The organism is Streptomyces sp. NRRL WC-3605 (genome assembly GCF_001509795.1).
Classification (GTDB): domain Bacteria; phylum Actinomycetota; class Actinomycetes; order Streptomycetales; family Streptomycetaceae; genus Streptomyces; species Streptomyces viridochromogenes.
Window position 1 is genome coordinate 1 of sequence record NZ_LLZN01000037.1, and the last position, 23,902, is coordinate 23,902.

The 23,902-nt window shown below is 71.9% G+C and carries 18 protein-coding genes and 2 pseudogenes; 11 read left to right on the plus strand and 9 right to left on the minus strand.

Features of this window, described 5'->3' with window-relative positions; genetic code table 11:
* Window positions 1-283 (plus strand): annotated as a pseudogene (locus tag ADL34_RS36555) (hypothetical protein); the annotation flags it as partial.
* A 650-nt stretch (window positions 284-933) separates the two neighbouring features.
* Window positions 934-2,853: an N-acetylmuramoyl-L-alanine amidase gene (locus tag ADL34_RS06210; protein ID WP_062668286.1), complete on the plus strand. Its 1,920-nt coding sequence runs from the start codon at window positions 934-936 to the stop codon at window positions 2,851-2,853.
* Window positions 2,854-2,989: 136 nt separating this feature from the next.
* Here the strand turns inward: ADL34_RS06210 and ADL34_RS06215 are convergent, their stop codons facing one another.
* Window positions 2,990-3,610: a TetR/AcrR family transcriptional regulator gene (locus tag ADL34_RS06215; RefSeq protein WP_062668287.1), complete on the minus strand. Its 621-nt coding sequence runs from the start codon at window positions 3,608-3,610 to the stop codon at window positions 2,990-2,992.
* Window positions 3,611-3,925: 315 nt separating this feature from the next.
* Between ADL34_RS06215 and ADL34_RS06220 the strand changes: the two genes are divergently transcribed.
* The 6 genes from ADL34_RS06220 (at window position 3,926) to ADL34_RS06245 (ending at window position 12,177) form a co-directional block, all read left to right on the plus strand.
* Window positions 3,926-5,116: a YbfB/YjiJ family MFS transporter gene (locus tag ADL34_RS06220; protein ID WP_079034162.1), complete on the plus strand. Its 1,191-nt coding sequence runs from the start codon at window positions 3,926-3,928 to the stop codon at window positions 5,114-5,116.
* Between the two features lie 122 nt (window positions 5,117-5,238).
* Window positions 5,239-6,033, plus strand: coding sequence for a hypothetical protein (locus ADL34_RS06225; protein ID WP_062668288.1), 795 nt, complete (start codon window positions 5,239-5,241; stop codon window positions 6,031-6,033).
* Between the two features lie 4 nt (window positions 6,034-6,037).
* Window positions 6,038-6,733, plus strand: coding sequence for a DedA family protein (locus ADL34_RS06230; protein WP_062668289.1), 696 nt, complete (start codon window positions 6,038-6,040; stop codon window positions 6,731-6,733).
* Window positions 6,733-8,823 carry a PEP/pyruvate-binding domain-containing protein gene (locus ADL34_RS06235; RefSeq protein WP_062668290.1) on the plus strand — a complete coding sequence of 697 codons (2,091 nt, stop codon included), beginning with the start codon at window positions 6,733-6,735 and terminating at the stop codon, window positions 8,821-8,823. Before ADL34_RS06230 ends, ADL34_RS06235 begins: the two co-directional genes overlap by 1 nt.
* Window positions 8,820-9,710, plus strand: a complete 891-nt coding sequence (locus ADL34_RS06240) for a hypothetical protein (protein WP_234374948.1) — start codon at window positions 8,820-8,822, stop codon at window positions 9,708-9,710. Before ADL34_RS06235 ends, ADL34_RS06240 begins: the two co-directional genes overlap by 4 nt.
* A 220-nt stretch (window positions 9,711-9,930) precedes the next feature.
* The gene (locus ADL34_RS06245; protein WP_079034157.1) at window positions 9,931-12,177 is read left to right on the plus strand and encodes a SpoIIE family protein phosphatase; all 2,247 of its coding nucleotides are present in this window, start codon (window positions 9,931-9,933) and stop codon (window positions 12,175-12,177) included.
* A gap of 73 nt (window positions 12,178-12,250) precedes the next feature.
* On the opposite strand, the gene ADL34_RS06250 is transcribed toward ADL34_RS06245, so the two are convergent.
* From ADL34_RS06250 to ADL34_RS06275, 6 genes are all read right to left on the minus strand, one after another.
* Window positions 12,251-12,763 carry a cupin domain-containing protein gene (locus ADL34_RS06250; RefSeq protein WP_062668291.1) on the minus strand — a complete coding sequence of 171 codons (513 nt, stop codon included), beginning with the start codon at window positions 12,761-12,763 and terminating at the stop codon, window positions 12,251-12,253.
* 210 nt (window positions 12,764-12,973) lie between these two features.
* Window positions 12,974-13,774 carry an enoyl-CoA hydratase/isomerase family protein gene (locus ADL34_RS06255; RefSeq protein ID WP_062668292.1) on the minus strand — a complete coding sequence of 267 codons (801 nt, stop codon included), beginning with the start codon at window positions 13,772-13,774 and terminating at the stop codon, window positions 12,974-12,976.
* Between the two features lie 107 nt (window positions 13,775-13,881).
* Window positions 13,882-15,237: an MFS transporter gene (locus ADL34_RS06260; RefSeq protein ID WP_234374949.1), complete on the minus strand. Its 1,356-nt coding sequence runs from the start codon at window positions 15,235-15,237 to the stop codon at window positions 13,882-13,884.
* A 139-nt stretch (window positions 15,238-15,376) separates the two neighbouring features.
* On the minus strand, window positions 15,377-15,988 hold the full coding sequence (locus tag ADL34_RS06265; RefSeq protein WP_062668293.1) for an FMN reductase: 612 nt from the start codon (window positions 15,986-15,988) through the stop codon (window positions 15,377-15,379).
* The gene (locus ADL34_RS06270) at window positions 15,985-17,085 is read right to left on the minus strand and encodes a CE1758 family FMN-dependent luciferase-like monooxygenase (protein ID WP_062668294.1); all 1,101 of its coding nucleotides are present in this window, start codon (window positions 17,083-17,085) and stop codon (window positions 15,985-15,987) included. Before ADL34_RS06270 ends, ADL34_RS06265 begins: the two co-directional genes overlap by 4 nt.
* Before the next feature lie 84 nt (window positions 17,086-17,169).
* The gene (locus tag ADL34_RS06275; RefSeq protein WP_062668295.1) at window positions 17,170-17,406 is read right to left on the minus strand and encodes a hypothetical protein; all 237 of its coding nucleotides are present in this window, start codon (window positions 17,404-17,406) and stop codon (window positions 17,170-17,172) included.
* A gap of 530 nt (window positions 17,407-17,936) precedes the next feature.
* Here ADL34_RS06275 and ADL34_RS06280 point away from each other — a divergent pair.
* The 3 genes and pseudogenes from ADL34_RS06280 (at window position 17,937) to ADL34_RS06285 (ending at window position 21,200) form a co-directional block, all read left to right on the plus strand.
* Window positions 17,937-19,583: a dihydroxy-acid dehydratase gene (locus ADL34_RS06280; protein ID WP_062668296.1), complete on the plus strand. Its 1,647-nt coding sequence runs from the start codon at window positions 17,937-17,939 to the stop codon at window positions 19,581-19,583.
* A gap of 36 nt (window positions 19,584-19,619) precedes the next feature.
* Window positions 19,620-19,772: pseudogene (locus tag ADL34_RS35515) on the plus strand (SDR family oxidoreductase); the annotation flags it as partial.
* 585 nt (window positions 19,773-20,357) lie between these two features.
* The gene (locus ADL34_RS06285) at window positions 20,358-21,200 is read left to right on the plus strand and encodes a PhzF family phenazine biosynthesis protein (RefSeq protein WP_062668297.1); all 843 of its coding nucleotides are present in this window, start codon (window positions 20,358-20,360) and stop codon (window positions 21,198-21,200) included.
* A gap of 160 nt (window positions 21,201-21,360) precedes the next feature.
* Here the strand turns inward: ADL34_RS06285 and ADL34_RS06290 are convergent, their stop codons facing one another.
* Together ADL34_RS06290 and ADL34_RS06295 are read right to left on the minus strand one after the other, a co-directional pair.
* Window positions 21,361-22,686, minus strand: a complete 1,326-nt coding sequence (locus tag ADL34_RS06290; protein ID WP_062668298.1) for a glycoside hydrolase family 125 protein — start codon at window positions 22,684-22,686, stop codon at window positions 21,361-21,363.
* 151 nt (window positions 22,687-22,837) lie between these two features.
* Window positions 22,838-23,884 carry a LacI family DNA-binding transcriptional regulator gene (locus ADL34_RS06295; RefSeq protein ID WP_062668299.1) on the minus strand — a complete coding sequence of 349 codons (1,047 nt, stop codon included), beginning with the start codon at window positions 23,882-23,884 and terminating at the stop codon, window positions 22,838-22,840.
* Window positions 23,885-23,902: the final 18 nt, after the last annotated feature.

Below are 23,902 nucleotides of genomic sequence, written 5' to 3' on the forward strand. Positions count from 1 at the left end.
CAACCCCTACGGCACCTCCCACGCCGACGGCCAGGGCACCAACCCCGTCGACGACACCACCCGCACCGCCGCCCGCATCCAAGCCGAACGCGTCGTGAACATGGCGGCGAAGCTCAAGGCGGCGGCCGAGTCCGGCTTCCAGGCCGAAGCCGAGTTCCCCGCCGAGGCCGAACTCCGGGCCGGGGTCGACGCCGAGCCCCGCGCCAGGGCTGAATCGCGCGCCGAGGCCGGGCTCGGCACCGCACCCACGAGCCCGCGGCGCTGGTGGCAGCGTCGTCGCTAGCGGGAACGCCTTCGCCCTTTCCCCTGTCCTCCGGCTCGGCAACATTCCAAGCTTGGGTGAGAAGCCCTCGGACAGTGCGGGCGGTGGGGCAGTGTGAGACAGGTGCCGTGGCCGGTGAGGAACGGCCTTCGTTCACCGGCACGGCAACCTGCACAGGGCCCACACATCACGGTCCGAACGACCCCATGCTGGGAAACGTGTGAGTGACCGCCGGGCATCACCGCAGGTGAGAGGTCGTGTCGGTCTGACGGGGGAGGACCCGACGCGACCTCCGAGACACATATCGGCAAGTAGGTGACACCTGGCCTGGCCGAGATCGGTGGTTGATTCACGTAACGTACGCGTGAAACCGGAAGCCGACCATGGTCTGCGACACCTGTTCACCAGCAGGATGTGCGGGCCCGGCTTGTGCCGGGATCGTTCCTGGAGGCGGATCGCCACGGGGCCGGTCGCGCCACGGTGCCGGGAGGGGAGCCCACGCATTGCGACGGGCGGCCTTGCAAGGCCCGCTCGCCGGTCGCGAACGTGGGCGGCGCGGTGACTGCGCCCGCGGGCGCGGTGATGCCCGCTGCTCTGCCCTCTTCGGCGATGTGGTCGCGACGCACGCACCGACGACCGCCCACCCCCGATTCCTCGTAAGGATCAGCGTCTTGCACAAAAGAAGGAAACGTCTGCGTCTCCCCGGCCTGATCGCGGCGGCCGCGCTGGCCGCGGGCGGCCTCGCCACCGCGCACTTCTCCGCACTCGCCGACACCCCCGACGCATCGAGGCAGCAGGAGTTCGCCTCGGCCGCAGCCGAGTACGACGTCCCCGTCGGTGTCCTGCTCGGCGTGGCGTACCAGGAGTCCGGCTGGGATGCCCATGGCGACCATCCCAGCGCAGGGGGCGGTTACGGCCCCATGCACCTCACCGATGTCACCCCGGCCATGATGGCCGGTGGCGACGCGGGCGCGGCCGGGCGCGGCGATCTCGCCTCCCTGACGGCCGACCCGGCCCTGCACACCCTCCGCGCCGCGGCGAAGCTGACCGGGCTGTCGGAGGACACCCTCCGCCGGGACCCCGCCGCGAACATCCGCGGCGGGGCGGCGCTCCTCGCCTCGTATCAGGCGAAGGTGACCGGCGACACGCCCTCCGACGCGTCCGAGTGGTACGGCGCCGTGGCCCGTTACAGCCAGTCGACGCACCAGAAGGGCGCGCAGGTCTTCGCCGACCGCGTCTTCAGGACGATCGCCAAGGGTGCCGCCGCGGTGACGAACGACGGCGACCGGGTCCGGCTGGCGGCCGACCCCACGGTCCGTCCCAGGACCGCGCAACTGGAGCGGCTGCACCTCAAGGTGTCGAAGACCACCGCCACCGAGTGCCCGTCCGTCGTGCAGTGCACGTTCGTAGCGGGCTCCCCGGCCGGTGTGCAGGTCGCCGATCGACCCGCCGACGGCATCAGGATCGACACCATCGTCATCCATGACCTGGAGGCGTCCTACGAGGCGGGCGTCAACGGCCTGGCCCAGCCGACCAATTCCGCGGCGACGCACTACGTGATGCGGTCGTCCGACGGTGCGGTGACGCAGATGGTGCCGACGAAGGACATCGCCTTCCATGCCGGCAACTACTCCACGAACATGCACTCCATAGGCATAGAGCACGAGGGGTACGCCGCACAGGGCGCCGCCTGGTACACCGAGGCGCAGTACGAGGCCACCGCCGACCTGGTGAAGTACCTGTCGGCGCGGTTCGGCATACCCCTGGACCGGCAGCACATCCTGGGGCATGACAACGTTGCCGGACCGGCCGACGCCTATGTGTCGGGCATGCACTGGGACCCGGGCAACGGCTGGGACTGGGGCCACTTCATGCGGCTGCTCGACCGCCCGATCAGCGGGCTGCACGAGGTTCCCACCACGGGCTCGGTCGTCACGATCGCTCCGCCGTTCGCCGACAACTCGCAGACCGTGAACATCTGCCCTGCGGACGACCCGACCGGCGCCGTCACCGCCTGCACGGACAAGCAGCAGGCGTCGAACTTCGTCTACCTGCGCACCGCGCCGGACGACAGCGCTCCGCTCTTCGGCGACCAGGCCATCCACGGGACGGCCGCGGGCACGAACCGGATCAACGACTGGGGCAGCACCGCCCAGGCCGGCCAGCAGTTCGTCGTCGCAGGCGTCCAGGGCGACTGGACCGCGATCTGGTTCAGCGGGGCGAAGGTCTGGTTCCACAACCCCGATGGCAAGAACGCCAAGACCGCGACCGGCGTGAAGATCATCCGGCCTGCGGGCAGCGCCTCGGTGGCCGTCTACGGTCAGAGCTACCCGGACGCGGCCGAGTACCCGGCCGGTCTGAGCCCGTCCAAGCAGGCGCCGCTCAGCATGTACACCGTCCCGGCGGGCCAGGCGTATGTCGCCACCCAGGCCCCGGCCGTCACCGACGACTACTTCAAGAGCAGCCAAACGGTCGTCCTCGGTGGAAAGAAGATGTACACGGTCCAGTACAACCACCGTGTCGCGCTGGTCTACGCGAACGACGTCACGGCCACTCCCGTGACGCACCACTGGGAGAACGGCGGGGAGTAGGCGCCGCCCCCTGGGGGCCCTGTTCCGGTGCGACACGCCGGTCGGGGCCCCCGCTCCCGTTGAACCGGGTCCGGGGGGACAGGGCCGCCCGTCCTCACGCCGGCGCGGGCGGCGATTCGCCGTTCCGGAGCGGCCGTCATGCGGCTGCGGAGAGTGCCGTCTGGTCGCCGGCCCCCAGGAGCGCCAGGCAGCTCTGCCAGAGGCTGTGCAGCCGGGCGGGGTTGTTGTACAGCTTGGCGAAGAGAACCTGCCCTTCGAGTTGGGCGACGACGGACCGGGCCGCCTCCCGGGTGTCGGTCAGCGTCAGTTCGCCGCGCTCCCGAGCCTCGGTGATCACCGCGTCGACCATGTCCACCTCGGCCTCGAAGATCTCCTGCAGTCGCAGGCGTATGGCGTCGGCCTGGTTGCTCATCTCCAGCGAGAGGTTCCCGAACATGCAGCCCAGGACCGCCCCGTAACTGCCCTGGCCGGCCCGCTGGCCTTCTTCTGTGGCCTCCAGCAGCTCTCGCAGCCGCAGCAGGGGGTCGCCGTCGCCGTGCAGAATGCGTTCCCAGTCGTGTCGCTCGGCGGCCCAGTGCGCGTCGATCACCGCGAGCGCGAGGGTCTCCTTGGACTCGAAGAAGTAGTAGAAACTCCCCTTCGGTACCCCGGCCGCCTTGCAGATCTCGGCAACGCCCAGGGCCGAGTAACCGCGCTGTTCGAGCAGTGTCCCAGCAGCGGTGAGGATCTTTGCCTTTGCATCACTTGTTCGCCCCATACCACAAGTATACGACCGCTCGTCTACTAACGTCAGGTCTGCGGTCGGCAACGCTGTCGACCGGCCCTGACCAGTGCACATGGGAGGAAGGGGCTCCCAGTAGAAAGAAAAGCCGTCCTTCCTTCGCTCCCGGGGCGGGCTCAGTCTGTCCGCATGGGAAGCAGGCGGAACACCGACGTGGCGGCTCCCGGCGCCAGCTGTGAACCGGCGGTCGAGCCCCGGCCCGCCGGCGGCCGTGCGGCGCAGGCGGCAGGAGAAGCCGCACGCTCACCGTGGGTGCACGTCCTGCGGGCCGCGGCCGCGCTCGCGGCCGGTATGGGCGTCGGACGGTTCGTGTACACCCCGATCCTCCCGCTGATGCACGCCCGGGCCGGACTGTCCGCCGCAGCCGGAGCGAACCTCGCGACCGTCAACTACGCGGGCTATCTGGTCGGCGCCCTGGCCGGCACCTTCGCCCCGCGACTGGTGCGCTCCTCGGCGGTCCTGCGCGGCTGTCTGCTCGCACTGGTGGCGTCCCTGGCCGGGATGGCGCTGACCCGCAGCACCGCCGTCTGGCTGCTCCTGCGTCTGGGTGCGGGAGCCTTCAGCGCGATGATCTTCGTCATCGCCGCCAGTTCGCTGCTCAGCCACCTGCGTGAGCACCCGGCCCATCTGCCCGGCTGGGCCTTCGGCGGGGTGGGGGCGGGCATAGCGCTCTCCGGTCTGCTCGTCCTCGTGCTGCGTACGGTCGGCACGTGGCGGACCGCGTGGTGGGCCTCCGCGGCGCTGGCCGGGCTGCTCACGCTCGCCGCCTGGGGTTTGCGTCCGGAGCCCGCCACCGTGCGGTCCCCGGCGTCGGAGCCGGGGACCCATCCCGGCGGGCCGCGGACGCACCGCTGGTTCAGCGCGCTGTTCGCGTCCTACGCGCTGGAGGGCATCGGCTACATCATCGCCGGTACGTTCCTGGTGGCGGCGATCAACCAGACCTCGCCCGGCTGGATCGGCAGTGGAGCGTGGGTGCTGGTCGGACTGGCGGCGATCCCGTCCGCGGCCCTGTGGGCCGGGCTGGGTCGCCGTTGGTCCCGGCCCGACCTGCTGCTCGCCGCCCTCGCGGTGCAGGCGGTGGGTATCGCCCTGCCCGCGCTGGTCGGGGGAGTGGCGGCCGCGTTGATCTCGGCCGTGTTGTTCGGCTCCACTTTCATCGGCGTGAGCACACTCGCCCTGGGAACCGGTGCGCACCTGCGCTTCCCACGCGCAGTGGCCCTGCTGACCGCCGGCTACTCGGTCGGGCAGATCATCGGCCCGCTGGCCGCCGGCCCTCTTGTGCGACACGGCTACCACCAGGCGCTGCTCCTCGCCGCCGTCGTGGTGCTCGCCGCGGCGCTCACCGCCTTCCTGCTGCGCATCGGCTTTCCGCACACCCTGCCGGAAGCGCGCACGCCACGGACGGGCGCCGACGCGGCCACGGAGGCGGGGGCGCCGTCCGGCACCTCTTCGCCGGAGGCCGGGACGGCCGCCGAAGCCTGACCGAGCCGGGCGCGCCGGCCGGGGGAGGACGTGCACCACGCCGCTCCGCACCGGACTCGTTTGCTTGACGCAGCAAGTAATGATTATGCTTGTTCCGTCAATCAAATTGAGGGGGTATCGACGTGGACACCCACACCACCACGACGCGCGACGCCGCGGTCGACGCAACCGTTCCTCCGGTCCGCGACGGGCGCGCCGAGGTCGCACGCGACACGCGACTGACCGCAGTCCTGCGGCAGTTGGCCACGGGTGCGGCGGCGGTCGCGATGCTGCACGCAGCCGTACTCGGCGTCTTCTCCCACGGCGAGCCGTACCCCGATCTGGTCTGGCTGAGCACAGGGGACGTGATGGCCTCCCTCTACGTGCTCCTGCCCTGGCCGCTGACCGCGCTGGTCCTGCTGTGGCTCGCGAACCAGCGCCCCGCCCTCTACGCCCGCGCCGCGGTAGCCTTGCTGCTCACCAGCGCGGCCGGGCTCGCCCACGCCGCCTGGACGACCCTCGCGGACCTCCCGGCGCACGAAGGCAGTCTCCTCCGGGAGTACCTGGCGCTGCCGGGCGCTCTGACCGGCTGGTACCTGCTGACGGCCGTCACGACGGCGGTCGCCCTCCCTTCGCCCCGTGCTCGGATCGCCGTCGCGACGACGGGTGCGGGTGCCGTCGTCACATCCGTCCTGACCTCCGCCGATCCCTTGCGCGCAGCCCTGTTCGCCGTCGGAGTACCGCTGCTGGCCTGGTGGGTCGCGGGTCGCTTCCCGGGGTATCGGACGGAGCCCCGCCGACGGCAGGCGGATGCCTGGGACCCGCGGGGCCGGGTGGTCGCCCATCGAACTCCGACCCGGACTCGGACCGCGACCCGGACCCGGACGCCGGTCCGGTGCCCCGTCCGGCGCACCGCGCCGACCCGGCAGGCGGGCTGAAGGCATGCACCTCGACGCCGTCATCGAGGCGGCCGGATGGTGGTCGTACGCCGTGGTGTTCGCCCTGACGGCCGCCGAGACCAGCGCCTTCGTCGGACTGCTGGTGCCGGGGGAGTCGGCCGTCCTGCTCGCGGCGGCGGTCAGCGGCCACGGCGGTCCGGACGTCGCTCTGCTGGCGGCCGTCGTGGTCGCGGGCGCCGTCACCGGTGACAACCTCGGCTTCGCCCTCGGCCGCCGATGCGCGAAGCGCCCCGGCCATCGCTGGACGCCCAGGATCCCGGGACGCCACCGTGACGGACGGCTACGGACCTTCCTCACCGGCCACAGCGGTGCGGCCCTGTTCACCGGCAAGTTCATCGGCTTCGCCCGTACGTTCCTGCCCTACCTCGCCGGCTCCTCGGGCATGCCGTACCGGCGCTTCGTCCTCTACAGCACCGCCGGGTCACTGGTCTGGGGCACGGGCACGGTCCTGGTCGGTCACTTCGCCGGCTCCGCCGCCATCGAGCTGCTCCACAACGCGGGCCTGATCGGAGTCGCGGTGCTGGCCGTCGTGATCGTCGCGGCCCTTGCCGTCCTGCGGCTCCGGACGCGCCGCCGACGGCGCCCCACCAGGTCGGCCGTCGTGGCGTCCGGTGGCCCACGGCATCGGTCACCCCGCCAGGACACCGTCCACCCCACACACGCACAGGAGAGACAGTGATGCGATTCGAGGCCGCGGAGTGGGCCGTCGTGCCCATGAACACCCCCTGGGCCACCGACCCGGACATCACCGGGGCCAAGGCCGCCCATCTGGCGCGCGCCGCTGACGAGGGGCTGCCCGTGCTGCCCGGTTTCGTCCTGGTGCCCGCGACGCGCACGCGCAGCGCCCTCACCGGGGACGAGGCGCTGCGCGGTGCCTGGCGGACGCTGGCCGGCGGGGACGGCCGGGAGCCCCTCGTGGTCCGTTCCTCCTCCCTCTACGAGGACACCGAGAACTCCTCCATGGCCGGACGCTTCGACTCCGTGCTGGACGTACGGGGCTGGGACGACTTCGTCACCGCCGTGCGGACGGTCCTGTCCTCCGCACGGCGCGTCAGGCCCCTGCGTCCGGCACCGCACGACCTGCCCGACGACGGCATGGCGGTTCTGGTGCAGCCGATGCTCAAGTCGGCCGTCGGCGGTGTGATGTTCGGCGCCGACCCGGTCGAGGGGCGCACCGACCGCATCCTCGTGAACGTGGTTCGGGGCGGCCCCGACCAGCTCGTCGACGGCAGCACGCGGGGCGTCCGGTACCAGCTCACCCGGCGCGCCCGGCTCGTGGGCGGTGCCTCCGCGGCCGGGCTCCTCACGCGGGGACAGCGACAGCGCCTGGTGGGCCTGGCCAGGACGGCCGAGCGGGTCTTCGGCGGTCCGCAGGACATGGAGTTCGGCTTCGGCCCCGACGGCGCGCTCTGGCTGTTCCAGGCCCGGCCCATCACCGCCATGCCCCCGCGTCCTCCGCGTGGCGCCCGCCTGCTCGGCCCCGGTCCGGTCGCGGAGACCCTCCCCGGCGTGCTCCAGCCGCTCGAGGAGGACCTGTGGATGGCACCCATGTCCCACGGCCTGACCGTGGCCCTCGACATCGCCGGTGCCGCGCCCCGGCGCCGGCTGCGCAGGGTCCCCGTGGTGATGTCGGTGCAGGGCCGGGCGGTGGCAGATCTGCGTCTGCTGGGCAGCGCGCCCTCCGCGCACCCCTTCCTCGACCGGATCAACACCGCCAACGGGGCGCGACGGGCGGCCGCGGCCTGGCGCGTGGGCCGGCTGCGCTCCGCGCTGCCGCTGCTGGCGGTCGACGTCATGGCGGACGTCGACCGCGCCCTGGCGGGCTTCCCGCCGCCCGGTGACATGCTGGGCGGCCGCCTCCTCGACGCCGTCGCCTGGGGCCGGCAGGCGCTGTCCGCCCTGCACGCCCAGGAATCCCTCGCCGGCGCCCTGCTCGGCGCGGGAAGCGGTGCGACGGCTGCAGGGGAGGCACTGGCGGAGCTGGCCGAGGGCCGGGCCCGAGGGCTCGGCGACGACGAGCTGATCGCGCGCAACCCGGTCCTGCTGTCGCTGCTGCCACCCGCACTCGCCGGCCGCGCGGCGCTCCCGCGGGTCGACGACGTCACGTCGCTGCCCCGGGGGGTCGACGCCCTGCCGGTGCGCGAGGGATTGCGGCTGCGCGTGCGCTGGGTCCAGGAGATGCAGATCCGGATGCTCGCGGTGTTGGCTCGCCGGCTGTGGCCCGAGCAGGGAGATGCGGCCCTGTCCCGCCTGGCCCTGCTGCGCTGGGACGAGCTGGTACGGGTCGCCCGGGGCGAGGGCTTGCCGCCCGGGCTGGACGAGAGAGTTCCGCGCCCGGACAGCGGTGTCCTGCCGGCCGCGTTCCGGCTGGCCGACGGTGCCGTGGTCGCCGAGCGGCCGGCCCGTCCGGCGGCACCGGACCAGGGAGAGGGCGCGGGCGGCGGCTTCGGCGCCGGCACGGCCTGGCACGGGCGGGGGGAGCGCCCCGAACGGCCCGTGCTGGTGGTGGAGTTCCTGGACCCCGCCCTGGCGCCGCTGCTGCCGGGCCTGGCCGGACTCGTGGCGCGGACGGGGAGCCCTCTGTCGCACCTCGCCGTCCTGGCACGCGAACACCGGGTGCCCACTGCGGTCGGCGTCGCCGACGCGACCACGCGCTTCCCCGCAGGCACGCCCTTGGCCGTCGACGGCGGCACCGGGGCCGTGACCGTACCCGGCCTGCCCCACCCTTCCTCCGCACCGACCGCGACACGACAGGAGCCGGCCGCATGAAGGTCCTGAAACTGGCCGGGTACGCCTTCGGCGGACTGTCCGGCCTCTATGCCGCCTACTACACGGTCCTCTACCTGACCCGCTGGGAATGGCAGCGGGCCCTGATCTCGGCCACGCTCTTCCTGATCATCGAAGTGCTCCTCGCCACCGTCCTGCTGCTCGCCCGCCTCGCCCGTCTGAACAGCCGGCTGGACGAGTCCGTCTCGCGCATGGAGGACGTCCGCAGTCGGCTGGAGCAGACCAGGAATCCGGTCCGGGGCCGCTTCGACTGGCTGGCCCCCGCCGAGCCGAGCGGACTGAGCGGAACCCACCGCACCTTTGTCTTCGTGCCGGTGCTCATGGTGGCCGGCGCGGCGCTGTCCGGCCTTGCGACGATCCTCCAGAAGGTCGCGGGAGCCACGGTGGGCCGAGGTGCGGAGCGGCGGCTCGCCGGGCGCCTCACGGCTCTGACGGTTCCGTCGGTCGCCGGGACGGACTCGCTGGAGAGCCGGCCCGCGGTGCCGCCGGCCCACCCGGCGAGGCGGGCGACGGCGGTCGCGGCAGTCGCCGGAGGTCTGCTGCTCGTCCCGGTCCTGTGGTCCGCCCTCGCCGACGCCACCCAGACAAGGCCCGAGCCCGCTCCCCGTGCGGCGCGCAGCACGGTCACCTTCAAGTTGGAGACCCGCGGGACTCTGAGCGGTGACACCCGGCTCGCCGCGCACGACCTGTGGCAGACCTGCCGCCGCTCCACCGCCGCCCTCAACGAGGACGCCCACCTGAAGGAGGTGCGCGACGGCGTCTACGTGGGCGTCATCCGCCCCGCCCTGCCCTCGCACGACATGATGCGGCTGCGCGGCTGCATCCAGGACGCCAACACCAACCGGACCAGCGCGGTCGTGCTGCGCTGAGCGGCCTGACGCGCGTTTCGACGCCGGCCCCGGTGCCGGCTGGGCGGTCCCGCCCTCTGCTGCGGGACGGGCCCGCGGAGGTGCGGCCGGTGCCCCTGGAGCCCGAACCGGAGATGATGGGACAGGAGAGGCGCCGGCCCGCCTCGCCGGAACGTCTCCACGCGTGCGGCGGATCTTCTGCCGACGCCCAGCAGCACGCACCGCTGGAGGGAGCCCTCTCATGGCGAGCAGGACACCGGGAACAGACCAGGGGCGCGGCGGCCCCCGCGTCGTCCAGGGCTCCACCCCGGCGGAGGCCCTCAACCGTGCAGCTCGTGAGGCGAGGCACGGGCTGGACGCCGTGTCGGCGGCGGTCTACCTGATCGACGAGGACCAGGGCGCTCTGCGACTGGCGCTGGCCGGCGGGAGCGCGCCCTCGTTCTTCACGTTCCCCGGCCGGATGGCACTCGACCTGCCGTCCGCCACGGTACGCGCGTGGTCCACGGGCCGGGCGGCCGTACTGATCGACCCCGATCCCGCCGGCCCCGACCAGGAACACGTCCTCCCCTACCCGTACATCGCCCTCTCGGCGCCCGTCGCCACGGACGACCGACGCTTCGGAGTCCTCACCGTGCTGCGCGTGGAGACCGCCGGCGTCTTCTCCCGAGCCGAGACGCTGGTGCTGGAGGACATCGGGCGCCGGTTGGCCGCGGCCCTGGCTCACCTCGTGGACGAGGGCGCCGGCGTGGCGGCGGGACCGGTGCCGATGCTCGTTCCCGCGGAGGAGGAGGTGGACACGAGCGTGTGCACACCCGGATGGGGTGTGCCGGACGTTCCGGGGTCCTCGGGTACGAGCATGATGTTCCCGCTGAGGCGTCTGGCGGAGCTGCTCAACCGGGCCACCACCATGGACGACGTCGTGTCGGCGGCCCGGTACTGCGTGATGTCGTCACTGCGCGCCGACGCGCTGGTGCTGCTCACGGCACGTGAGGGCCGCTTGTGGGTGCTGGGCCACAGCGGTGACTCCATGGAGCTCGCCCGCAGGCTCCACGGTGCCGGGATGGACGACCGGACGCCGCCGGCCGCGGCGTTCCGCGGCCGGCCGCTGTACGTCACCGGGGAGCGGACCTCGCTCGTCGACGCGACGCCCGCCGGCGAGGCCCGCAGCGAGGCGTACCTGCCGCTCAGGGGGGACGGGCAGTTCGTCGATCTCCCCTTCGCCGTCCGCAGCCCGGTCGTGGCCGTGTGCTGTCTGGCCTTCTCCGGTCACCGCCGGTTCCCCTCCGAGGAGAGGGCGCTGCTCGGCATGATGGCGGGTCTGCTGGGGGCGGCCGTGGACCGCGTCGAACTGATCGCCGAGCAACGCGAGGCGGCCCAGCTGCTGCAGCGGTTCCTGCTGCCGGCACAACTGCCGGACCTGCCGCGGCTGGTCACCACGGCGCGCTACCGGCCCGCCGATGTCACCTCCAAGGTGGGCGGCGACTGGTTCGACGTGTTCAGGCTCGCGGACGACCGCGCGGTGCTGGTCATCGGCGATGTGGAGGGTCACGCGGTGGAGAGCGCCGCCGTCATGGGCCAGGTCCGCACCGCGATGGCGTCGTACGCCACCGAGGGCCATCGCCCCGCGGCGATGATCGACCGGACCGGAAGGGTGCTCGCCGAGCTGGGCACCGCCCTCACCGTCACCTGCTGCGTCGTGGCGCTGGACACGCTGGACGGCACCACGGAAGTGGCTCTGGCGGGACATCCCCCTCCTCTGGTCCGGCGCCGCGACGGGCGCATCGAGGCCCTGGACGCTCCGGCCAACGTGCCCCTGGGGGTGCCCATGATCCAGCCCTACGAGGCCCGGGAGCACACGCTGGAGGCCGGTTCGATCCTGATGCTCTACACCAACGGTCTCGTCTCCTCGAGGTCGGAGAGCCCGGAAGCCTGCGCGCGGGGACTGCTCGGTGCGACCGACGCCGCGCCCACGCAGCATCTGGAGGATCTGGCCGAGAGGATCGTCTCGGAGGTCGTCACGCCGCAGCAGCGCCGTGACGACGCCGCCCTGCTGCTGGCTCGGTACGAGGGGGCGGGCCGCCAGGAAGAGCCGAGGGCCGCCGGGATGCACATCCGGCGACGCGATCTGCGGGGCGTCCGGACGGCCCGCGCGTTCGTGCACGACCAGCTCGGCTCATGGGGCCTCGGGGACATGTCGGACGTCGTGGAGCTGGCGGCCTCCGAGATCGTCACCAACGCGCTCATCCACGCCGGAAGCGACGTGGACCTGCGGTTGCGGATCTTCGAGGACCATCTGCGACTGGAGGTCCGCGACTCCGACACGAACCCGCCCATCCCCTCGTCGCTGTCGCTGACCGAGGAGGAGGCGCCCGAGGCCGAGCACGGCCGCGGCATGCTCATCGTGGAGTCCCTGGCCGACGAGTGGACCAGCTATCCCAACGGCCAGGGCAAGACGGTGGCCCTGAAGCTGGTGATTCCCCCGGGGTAGGGGGCGTTCGGGTCGGGTCCGCTCCGGCCACTGGACCTGCCGCCCGCCGCGCCCTCGGCAGGGGGCGGTCGGCTCAGGGGAGCATGATCGTCTTGGACTTCCTGATGACCTCTCCGGCACGGGCGGCCATGTCGTCGTCGACGGGCGGTGGAGTCTCGCCCGCCCGGGCGGGGACGCTGTGGTCCAGCATGAGCTGTTCCAGGCCGGGGGGCGTGTAGATGAACAGCAGTCTGGCAGCGTGGATCCGCCTGTTCTTGAAACCGTGCCTGATGCCCTTCGGCACGTGGATGAAGTCGCCTGCGACGGCGGTGAACTCATGGTCGCCGTCGACGAACTCCAGCTCGCCGTCCAGCACGTAGAAGGTCTCGTCCTCGTCCGTGTGCGCGTGCGGGATCGGGCCGCCTCCGGCGGGCACGGTGGCTTCGATGAAGCCCAGATGCCCGTTGGTCTGCGCGCCTGTCGCCTTGACCGTGTAGATGTCGTCCGCGGCCCAGACGGTCGGACCCTCGCCGGACGGCACGTACAGTGCGCCGCGCCGGTTCCACAGCGGATCGTCGGGTGCCACGTCCTCCAGCAGAAAACTCATGGGTCTCCGTTGCGTCGTTCCATGCCGGCCCCATCCGCTCCGGGTGGGCCGTGATGCTCATGTTCGACACCTACATTACTTGCTGAGGCAAGTATGTGTGACGGCGGCGTGTGAATGATTCGGGAAGACAACGGTGACCGCGCTCGGTGCGATGCGGCGGTCCGGGGCGCCTGGAGGGTCGTCGGCCCCGGTCGCGCGGCGCTCGGGGCGTCACCTGTCGGCGATGTGCTCGCCGAGGCGATACTCGAGGTCGCCGCGCTGCTGCATGCCCCGCTGGAGCAGCCGGCGGATCCGCTCCTGCGCCTCCGGCCAGGTCAGCGAAGCGCGGAAGGTGTCCTGGCCGGCCGTCAGGTCGTCCTCGGTCGGCAGGGTGGAACGATTGATCAGTGCCTTCACCTCGGCCAGCGGCCGCCGGTCGAAGGACGCGATGCGCGTGGCGAGGCGCTCCACATAGGCGTCCAGCTCGGCATCGGGCAGGGCACGGTTGATCCAGCCGTACCGCTCGGCCGTCTCGGCGTCGAAGTCGTCGGCGCCCGTGATGATCTCCAGGGCTCGGGCCCGTCCCACCAGCCGCGGAAGCCGTTCGGTGCCTCCGCCGCCCGGAGTGATCCCCGCCCCGACCTCCGGTTGGCCGAGAACGGCCCTCTCCCTGCTCGCGAATCGCATGTCGCAGGCGAGGAGGAACTCGTTGCCCACTCCCCGCGCCCGACCCCGCACCGAGGCGATGGTGAGCACCCTGGAGCGCGCCATGCGCGCGGCGACGTCCAGCCACGTGGGCCCCGTATAGGGCTGCTTCGGCGGCACCAGATCGAAGTGGGCGAGGAAGAAGTCGGGATCCGCGCTGTCGAAGACCACCACCTTGACGTCGTCGTCGGCGTCCATCTCGTCGACGAGCCCGCCGAGGGCGGCGAAGGTGTCGAAGGTGACGAGATTGATCGGGGGAGAGTCGAAGGTCACCCGCCAGTACGCCGGGGACCGTCGTTCCACTCTGAAGGGGGAGGAAGTATCCATTTCTGTACTTTATGTTCCTTGGTGGTTCGGGGGGTGGGCGAGATGCAGGGGTCGCGTCTCGTCACCTTTACAAGACAGTCCTGTCTGGTTCAGTGCCTTCGGGGAAGTCACCGTCGCGCCATCTGTGCCGCGGGCGCCGGTTCGGGGGTGAGGGCCGGCTGGGCCGGGAGGTCGCTGGACCGCACCACTGCCGTGTGCTCGACGCGGCGACCGCCGCGCAGCAGTCCGGTGAGTGCGACCAGGGCCAGCAGGACGACCGCCCCGCCGTACTCGCGGGTGGTCGGCACCAGGCCGCCGCCGTGCACCACGAGGAACCCGCCGATCACGGCCGGCACGCCGAGGCCCACGTAGCAGATGACGTACAGCAGGGACAGCACGCCCGCCCTCTCGTGGGGCTCGACCAGCGGCACGACCAGCCGGATGCCCCCTTGGAAGCCGGCCCCGAACCCGAAGCCGGAGATCGCCGCACCCACGAAGAACGTCGTCACGGCGAGGGGTCCGCCGTGCGAGGAGACGGACGCCAGAGTGATCAGGACCCCGACGATCAGTGAGGCGATGCCGGTGAACATGACCCTGCGGGTCGGCGTTCCGCGCAGCAGCAGCACGGCGAGCCCGGCGGAGGTCGCGAGCACGAAGAGGGGCAGGCCGCCCCACACCACGGAGTCGGAGTGGACCAGTGTCCGGATGACGGCCGGGCCCAGCGCGGCGTACAGGCCGGTCAGCGCCCATACGGCGAACATCACCGGCGCGGCGATGGCCACGGCCGGGCGGGCCGACCTGGGCAGCTTGAACTCGGGAGCCATGCTGGCCAGCGCACCGCGTGCGCGGGAGACGGTCTCGCCCATCGCGAGCACCGCCAGCGCCTGCAGCACGAACACGGCCAGCAGCACCAGGTAGACGAGGCGGGTCGGGGCCGGCAGGTACTGCACGAGCAGTGCGGAGACCAGGGCGCCGGCCGCGGTGCCGAGGGTGGGCGTGAGGGAGTTCAGGAAGCCGCCCCGGCGCGCGTCGATGTCGAGCATGCCGGCACCGAGAGCCCCGACCGCGGCGCCGGTGCTGATCCCCTGCAGGACGCGTGCGGCGAGCAGGGAGTTCACCCCGCCGGCCTCGGCGAACACCACCATCGCCAGCGCCTGGCCGAGCAGGGCGACCAGCAGCACCGGTCGCCGGCCCACGTGGTCGGAGATCTTTCCGAAGACCAGGAGCGAGAGGAGCACGGCCACCGCGTAGATGCCGAAGACGACGGTGACGGTGATGGGGGAGAACCCCCAGTGCTGCTGGTAGATCGCGTACAGCGGGGTCGGCGCGCTCGACGCCGCCAGCAGCGAGATCAGGATCGAGGCCAGCACGCCGATGGAGGCGGTGGGTCCGAGTCGGGCCTGGCGCGGGGCCGCGTGGGCGGGCGCCCGCCTCCTGGACGTGCTCAGCGAGACGGAACGAGGCCTGGGGGATGCGGAGCGCATGCGGTACTTCCCGGTCGTCGGGCTTGGGAACCCCATATTAGACAGGTCTGTCTAATATCGGAGCTCTCCGGACCGTGAGACATCTCGCAGTAAATCTCGCGGCCGCCGGGAATGAAGTGGCCTCGACCCCCGGCGCACCTCACCCGCCGTCAAGCAGGCGCTCGAAGGGCACGGGGTCGCTGTAGGGGTCCGGCACCTCCGGGGACTCACGGCGTCCCACCTCGACGGCGAGCTCGCCGGCCGCCCGCCCGATGCGGCGCACGAGCGGCTCCTCGGAGCCGCCGCTGCCCCATTCCTCCGTAGCGGCGAACACGGCGGTGGGCACGACCACCGCGCGCAGGTAGGCGAACATCGGGCGCAGAGCGTGTTCCAGGACCAGGGAGTGCCGTCCGGTGCCACCGGTGGCCGCGATCAGCACCGGCTTGCCCACCAGGGCGGTGTCCTCGATGCAGTCGAAGAACATCTTGAACAGCCCGCTGTACGAGGCGGTGAAGGTCGGGGTGACGGCGATCAGTCCGTCCGCCCTCGTGACCGTCTCGAACGCTCGCCGCAGTCCGTCCGAGGGGTAGCCCGTCGTCAGGTGGCCGACCAGGTCCTGCCCGTGCTCGGCCACCTCCACGGCGTCGACGTCGACCTGTGCGCCCTGCCCCTCCAGTTCCCTCCGGGCAGCCTCCGCGAGCCGGTCGGCCAGCATCCGGGTGGAGGAGGGCAGCCGCAGGCCGGCTGAGACGACAGCCAGGGAGCGTTTCATCGCCGGCCCTCCTCGGACGTCGCCCGCTCCTCGTCCGCGGCGCCGAGCCGCGGGTGCACGGGGGCGTCGGGGACCTGTGCCGGGCGGTCCTTCGCGAACTCCTCGCGGAGCACCGGAACGACCTCGCCCAGCAGCTCGATCTGCTCGAGCACCGTCTTGTGGGGGACGCCGATGCCGTCCACGACGAACAGCTGGCGCTGGTAGTCGCCCGCCGCGTGGTCGCGGTAGGTGAGCACGCGCTCCACCACCTCCTGCGGGCTGCCCGCGATCACCGCGGTCTGTGCCATGGTCTCCTCGAGGGACGGACCGCCTCCGTAGAGGGAGTGGGCGAAGTAGGGGCGGAACTCACGGACGGCGTCCTGCGAGTTGGGCCGGATGAAGAGGTGCGCGGCCAGTCCGACGATGCCCTCGTCCGCCGCACCGTGACCGTAGTGCTCGAAGCGGTTCCGGTAGAGCTCGACCAGGCGCCGGACGTGGTCCTTCGGCCAGAAGAGGTTGTTGTGGAAGAACCCGTCGCCGTAGTAGGCGGCCTGCTCGGCGATCTCGGGGCTGCGGATGGAGGCGTGCCACACGAACGGGGGCACGCCGTCCAGTGGGCGGGGAGTGGCGGTGAAGCCCTGCAGCGGTGTGCGGAACTTCCCCTCCCAGTCGACGACGTCCTCACGCCAGAGCCGGCGCAGCAGGGCGTAGTTCTCCACCGCCAGCGCGATGCCGTCGCGGATGTCCTTGCCGAACCAGGGGTACACCGGTCCGGTGTTGCCCCGGCCCATCATCAGATCGACCCGGCCGCCGGCGAGGTGCTGGAGCGTCGCGTAGTCCTCGGCGATCTTCACCGGGTCGTTGGTGGTGATCAGCGTCGTCGAGGTGGACAGCAGGATCCGCTCGGTGCGGGCCGCGATGTAGCCGAGGAGTGTGGTGGGGGAGGACGGTACGAAGGGCGGGTTGTGGTGCTCGCCCAGGGCGAAGACGTCCAGGCCCACGTCCTCGGCGAGCTTCGCGTATTCCACGATCGCGCGGATCCGTGAGTGTTCCGTGGGCGTCCGTCCGGAGACCGGGTCGCGTGCTACGTCGCCCACGCCGAAGATCCCGAATTGCATCGTCGATGTCCTGTCTGTTGTGCGGATCGTTCGTTCAGCGCTCGTGCGCGGCGCTGTCGCCGTCGCCGGCGGGTGGTCAGCCCCTCATCTCCGGACGAGCTGCCGGACCGGCTCGCTGTCCGGCTGGTCGGAGGCGGGCGCCGGCCAGGCCTCGACGACGATCGTCGTCCTGCGGTGTCGGCCGTGGCCGGTGGTGTCGGAGCCCAGGGTCCACAGCTCTCCGTCCGCCCGGCGGCCGCGGTGACGGCCGGTGCCGGCGACGTAGAGGTCGCCCTCGCTCCAGGAGGGATCGGGCTGGCTGTCAGGCATGGTGGAGGGCATGTGGCTTCCTTCCGGGTGTGAGGGGAGGTCGGGGCGCCGACACGCGAAACATGTCGGCGTAAGCCACAGTACTTTTAATTGCTATGCGAAGCAAATATCTGTCGCATGCTTTGGCCTGGCTCACACGTGCCCTTTCACCCTGCGCCGGTTCCCGTGCCCGGAGGTCTTCCTCCGGGCACGGGAACCGTGCGCCTCGGCCGAACGCGACCGTGCCGGGCTACTCGGTGACCGGGGAGAAGTCCCACACGTCCGCAGCCCAGCCGGTATGGATCACCATGTGTTCCGCGCAGGGTGGCTCGACCGTGAAGATGGTCTTCGAGGCGAAGCAGTCTTTTCCGCCCTCTCCCGATACGCGACCCCCTTCGACGGGGAGACATGTCCAACGGCGCCTCCGTACGGCATCGGCCCGCGACACGCCCCGCAGCCTCGACCACCCCCCGACAGAGGCGAGGCCCGGGGTCCGGGGCCGGGGACCTCGGTGCGCTGCCCATCCCCGTCCGGGCGACCGGACCGACCCGAGAGAGCCCCGAATGAAGATCGCAGACGAACCCGACAGGGCACCGGCCCGCTCGCACCTCTACGCGATGGGACTGTCCGACGACGACATGCGGCGTCCGGTCATCGGGATCGCGTCCACCTGGACGGGCACCATGCCCTGCAACCTGACACACCGCGAGCTCGCCGCCCAGGTGGCCGCAGGTGTGCGCCGTGCCGGTGGCACACCCATGGAGTTCAACACGATCGCCGTCTCGGACAACCTCACCATGGGTACTCCGGGCATGCGGGCCTCGCTGGTGAGCCGCGAAGTGATCGCCGACTCCATCGAGCTCATGGGAAGGGCCCATCAGTTCGACGGCATCGTGTCCGTCGTGGGCTGCGACAAGACGGTCCCGGCCGCCGTCATGGCCATCGCCCGCCTCGACGTACCCGCCGTGGTCCTCTACAGCGGCAGTATGCTGCCCGGCCGCTGGCGCGGACGCGACGTCACCATCCAGGACCTGTGGGAGTCCCTCGGTGAGCGCGCCGTGGGACGCATGGACCAGTCCGACGTGGACGATCTCGCCCGGCACGCCTGCCCTGGCGCCGGCACCTGCGCCGCCCAGTACACCGCGAACACGATGGCGTCCGTGGTCGACTTCCTCGGGCTCGCTCCCTTCGGCGTCGGAGACATCCCGGCCGTCGCCGAGGAGAAGGGCGCCGCCGCCGAGCACGTCGGCGAGGTGGCGATGCGGGCGGTCCGGCGCGGTCTCCGTCCTTCCGACATCATCACGGCCGACGCCCTGCACAACGCGATCGTCTCCGTCGCGGCCACGGGCGGCTCCACCAACGCCGTCCTGCACCTCCTTGCCATCGCACGTGAGGCAGGCCTGCCGCTGCGCATCGACGAGATCGGCGCCATCTGCCGTCAGGTGCCCATCGTGGCCGGCCTCAAGCCGAGCGGCCCGCACACCGCCGCCGACCTGTGGCGGGCCGGCGGGACCTCCCTCGTGGCGCGGCGGCTGCTGGAGGCCGGACTGCTGCGCGAGGACGTCACGCTCGTCGACGGCCGCACGTTCCGCCAGGTCGCCGACGACGCGCGCGAATCGGAAGGACAGCGCGTGGTGGCCACCGTGGCGGAGCCGGTGAAGCCCGCCGGGGCACTGGCCGTCCTGCGGGGCTCCCTCGCGCCCGACGGCTGTGTCCTGAAGCTCGGCGGCCGCCCCGACTTCCGGCGTGAGGGCCCGGCTCGCGTGTACGACTCCGAGGAGGAGTGCTTCGCCGCCATCCAGGCCGGCGAGGTCCAGGCGGGAGACGTCGTCGTCGTGCGGTACGAGGGCCCGGTCGGCGGCCCCGGCATGCGCGAGATGCTCTCCATCACCGGTGCGCTGGTCGGCCAGGGCCTCGGCGACTCCGTGGCCCTGGTCACCGACGGACGCTTCAGCGGGGTCTCCCACGGCCTCGTCATCGGCCATGTCGCACCCGAGGCACACCTGGGCGGACCGATCGCCCTGGTCGAGAACGGAGACCGCGTCGTCGTCGACACGGCGGCCGGGACGCTGGACCTGCTCGTCGACGCCGGTGTCCTGACAGCGCGCGGCAACGTCTGGTCACGGCCCGAACGGCCCCGGGAGCGAGGTGTCTTCGCCAAGTACGTGGCCACGGTCGGCTCGGCCTCCGACGGTGCCGTCACCACCTGACCTCGCCTGCGGATGTTCAGGACCACCCTGCACGAGGGGGAGGACCACGAGGACCTCGCCCGGAGGCGCCCGCTGGGACGCATGGGAGAGGTGACGGACGTCGTGGACGCCGTCCTCCAACTGGAAGACGCGCCCTTCGTCACCGGCGCGGTCCTCCACGTCGACGGAGGTCGAAGCGCTGGTCACTGAAGTGCACCCGGTGCGACATCCCTGAGAGGCACAGGCTCCTGTCTGGGAGGGAGCCGGTCATGGCGCGACCCTCGTGCGCAGACGCAGCATGGCTGGCGGCGGGGCACCGGCATGTCGACTCAACACGGCACCTGGTGTCCGGTCGCGCTCCTTCGACGGCACGAATCCCGGCCGATCCGTCGGGGATCGTGGGCCTTCGACACGAGGGAGAAGACGACGACTGTGCAGGGAGCCGACCTGCTCATCCGCGCCGCTGCCGTGCACAGCCTGGTGCCCAGTCAGGCGGTGGCCGTGCGCGGTGACCGCATCGCCGCCGTCTCCGCCGACCCGCACGGCCTCGACCACCTCGTGAGCGCGGACACGCAGGTCCACGACCTGCCCTCCGCGACCGCGCCGCCCGCCTTCGACGACACCCACACGCATCCGATCTTCGCGGCGCTCGGCGCTCACGACGTTCCAGGAACTCGACCCGGCCGAGCGTCGTATGCTCACCGCTGCCGAACTCGACCGAGCCACCGACCGGCAGGCACGAGTGGCCGTTGAGATGGACCTCTTCGCAGCCACTCCCGAAAGGTGTTCCTCCCTATGCCACGTACCCGTTCGCTCGTGCAGGTCGACGTGTTCGGCACGACCCCCTACTCCGGCAACCCGGTCGCGGTGATCCTGGACGGGACAGATCTGAGCGACGAGGAGATGCAGCGGCTGGCCCGCTGGACGAATCTGTCAGAGACCACGTTCGTCCTGCCGCCGACCGTCCCCGAGGCGGACTACCGGCTGCGGATCTTCACACCCGACGGCGAGCTGCCGTTCGCCGGGCATCCCACGCTCGGCTCCGCGCGTGCCTGGCTGGACGGCGGCGGTACCCCGCGGCACGCCGGGCACCTCGTGCAGGAGTGCGCCGCCGGCCTGGTCACCGTGCGCCGGAGCGAGGACAGACTGTCCTTCGCCGCCCCGCCCCGGGTGCGCACCGGCGAGCTCGACGACGGCCAGCTGAAGCGGATCGTGGCCGCGTTCGGCATCACGCCGGAGCGGGTCGTCGCGCATCAGTGGGTCGACAACGGGCCCGGCTGGGCCGTGCTCCAACTGGCCACCGCGGAGGAGGTCCTCGCCCTCGAACCCGACCTGACCCTGATCCCGGACGCCATGGTCGGCGCGATCGGCGCCTGGCCCGAGGGATCCGAGTACGCCTTCGAGCTGCGTACGTTCGCCCCGGGCATCGGCGTACCCGAGGACCCCGCGTGCGGCAGCATGAACGCCGCCATCGGGCAGTGGCTCACCTCGACCGGCGCCGCACCCTCCGCCTACCGGGTCTCCCAGGGGACGAGGGTGGCACGGGCGGCGAGGATCGAGGTCAGCGCCGACACGGACGGCACGGTCTGGGTGAGCGGAGCGACCGACATCTGCATTCGCGGCACCGTCGTTCTCTGACCGCCTCGAGGCCGCCCGCTTCGCCCGCGGTCCGCGCCCGTTCCGTACGGGCGCGGGCGCGGGTCGGAGACCCCCGCTCGCGTCGGCCTTGACGACGGACGTCCCGGCGTCGGTGAACGCCACCGTCATCGGCACCGTTTCACCGACGCTCCCGCCGGCCCTACGCCGTGCCCCTCGCGACCGAGTCCCACAGCGGCCGGGTGCCGAACCCGGCCACGTCGAGGGCGAGTTCGGCGTACATCGCGTTGGCCCAGGAGAACCACGGGCGGGTGAACCGGTGGGGGTCGTCCTTGTGGAACGACTCGTGCATGGCGCCCGTACCGGCGTCGGTGGCCAGCAGGGTCCGCAGGGCCGTGACGCGATCTGCCGGGTCGTTGCTGGTCAGTCCCTGTACGGCGATGCCGATGGGCCAGATGTGCCCCTCGGGAGTGTGCGGGCTGCCGATGCCTTCGGCAGCTTCTCCCCGGCACCAGGTGGGGTTGGCCGGCGAGAGGGCGAACCGTCTGGTGGCGAGGTAGAGCGGGTCGGTCGAGGCGACGTTCGCGACGAGGGGGAGGGAGAGCAGGCCGGGCATGTTGGCGTCGTCCATCAGCAGCGCGTTGCCCTTGCCGTCCACCTCGTACGCGTAGACCGAACCGAACTCGGGGTGCTCCACGGTGCCGTGCCGCACGGTGGCCGCTCGCAGTTCGGCCGCCAACCGGGAGGCGTCCTCGGTGAGTTCCGTGTCGTGGACGTGGTGCGCCATCTCGGCCGCGCCGTCGAGGGCGGCGGCTGCGCACAGGTTCGCCGGGATGTTGTAGCCGTAGTGGCAGGCGTCGTCGCTGGGCCTGAACCCGCTCCAGGTCATTCCCGTCCGGCGGACGGGAGTTCCGCGTCCCGCGTTCGGGAGGGTGTCGCTCGGCGGGCCGCCGTGGCGTACGAAACGATATGTGGAGAGGGTCTCGTGGTCCTGCTCCGTGCGCCACACGGTGATGGCGGTGCGCGCCGCGCGGAGCGTCTCGTGCAGGTGGTCGGTGCGACCGCTCGCCGCCCAGAAGCGGTGAGCGAGCAGGAGGGGGAAGGCGAGGGAGTCGACCTCGTACTTCTCCTCCCAGACCCAGGGGTCCGCGCACAGGTCGCCGGGGTCGTGGGCGTGCCCGGACGGTTCGGCGTTGAAGGCGTTGGCGTACGGGTTGTGCGCGATCTGCTGGAACTGGCGGCGCAGCACGGCGAGCAGCAGCTCCTGCAGGCCCATGTCGTCCCGCAGCAGCGCCAGATAGGGCATCAGCTGCGTCGAGGAGTCCCGCAGCCACATGGCGGGGATGTCTCCGGTCACGACGAACGCGGAGCCGTCCGGCATCGGCCGGATGGTGCGGGCCAAGGTGTCGTCCAGGCAGCGCACCAGGGTCCGGCCGAAGCGCGGGTCGCCGAGGTCGTCTAGTCGCCGGACCGCCCGCTGGACGACCGGGTGGCCCTGGACGCTGATGGGGAAGCGCGGATGGCGCATGGGGCAGCCCTTCGGTATGCGGCTGGTTCGTCGTCGCCCGGCAGACAGGGGCGGCGGGGCGCACCCTCCCGGCGGGACCCCGGGTCGGCCTCGCCGAGGGGGGAGCGACGACGGGGGTGGCCGTCGAGTCGGCAGGCGGTCCGGTGAAGTGTCAGGCCCCGGCGGGCGGGTGGCCCGGTCCGTCCCCGTGTTCGGAGTGTGAGCCGTAGCGGATGACGCGGGTGGGGACGGTGACGCGGCGGGAGGCCGGCGGGGCCGTGTCACGGTGTTCGAGGCGGTCGATCAGCAGACGGGTGGCCTGGCGGCCGATCTCGTCGGCGTCGTAGGAGACCAGCGTCAGGGGCAGGCCGAGGACGTCGGACAGGTCGAAGTCGTCGAAACCGGCGAGCGGCAGGGTGATCCCCGCCTTGTAGAGGGCGCGGATCGCGCCCTGGCTGATGCGGTTGTTGGTGCAGAACAGCGCGGCGGGCCGGTCCGCCTGCTGGAGCAGTTCGAGAGTCGCGCGCTCCGCCGTCGCCGCATCGACCAGGCCCTGGCGGATGAGGGCGTTGTCCGGCTCGATGCCGACCTCCTCGTGTGCTGCCCAGTAGCCGCGCAGACGTTCGGCTCCGGTGTAGAGGGCGGGCGGGTTGCCGAGGAAGGCGATGCGGGTGTGTCCCTCGGCCAGGAGGCAGGCGGTGGCCTCGCGGGCGCCGTGGAAGTCCTCCACCAGGACGCAGTCGGTGTCCAGCCCGGCGGGAGGCCGGGCGGCCAGGACGACCGGGACGTGCCGCATGGCGGCGGCCAGATGCTGCTGACGGCTGCCCGCCGGGACGACGATCAGGCCCTCGACCTGGTGGTCGACGAGTCCGTCGATGAGTTCCGGCTCGCGTTCGGCCTGCTCGGCGGAGTTGCTGAGCAGCATCCGGAAGCCGTACTCCGTCGCGACCTCCTGGACCCCCAGTGCCAGGCGGGAGTAGAAGGGGTTGGCGAGGTTGGTGACCACCAGGCCGATCATCCCGCTGCCGCCGAGGCGGAGACTGCGCGCCGTCTGGTTGCGGCGGTAGCCCAGCTTGTCGACCGCCGCGAAGACCCGCTCACGGGTCGCTTCGGACACACCGGGGTCGTTCTTGAGGACGCGTGAGACGGTCATGGCGCTGACCTGTGCGAGCTTGCCGACGTCGTGCATGGTCGGCCCGCTGCCCCGGCGAGCGGTCATGCCCGTGCCCCTTCCTGT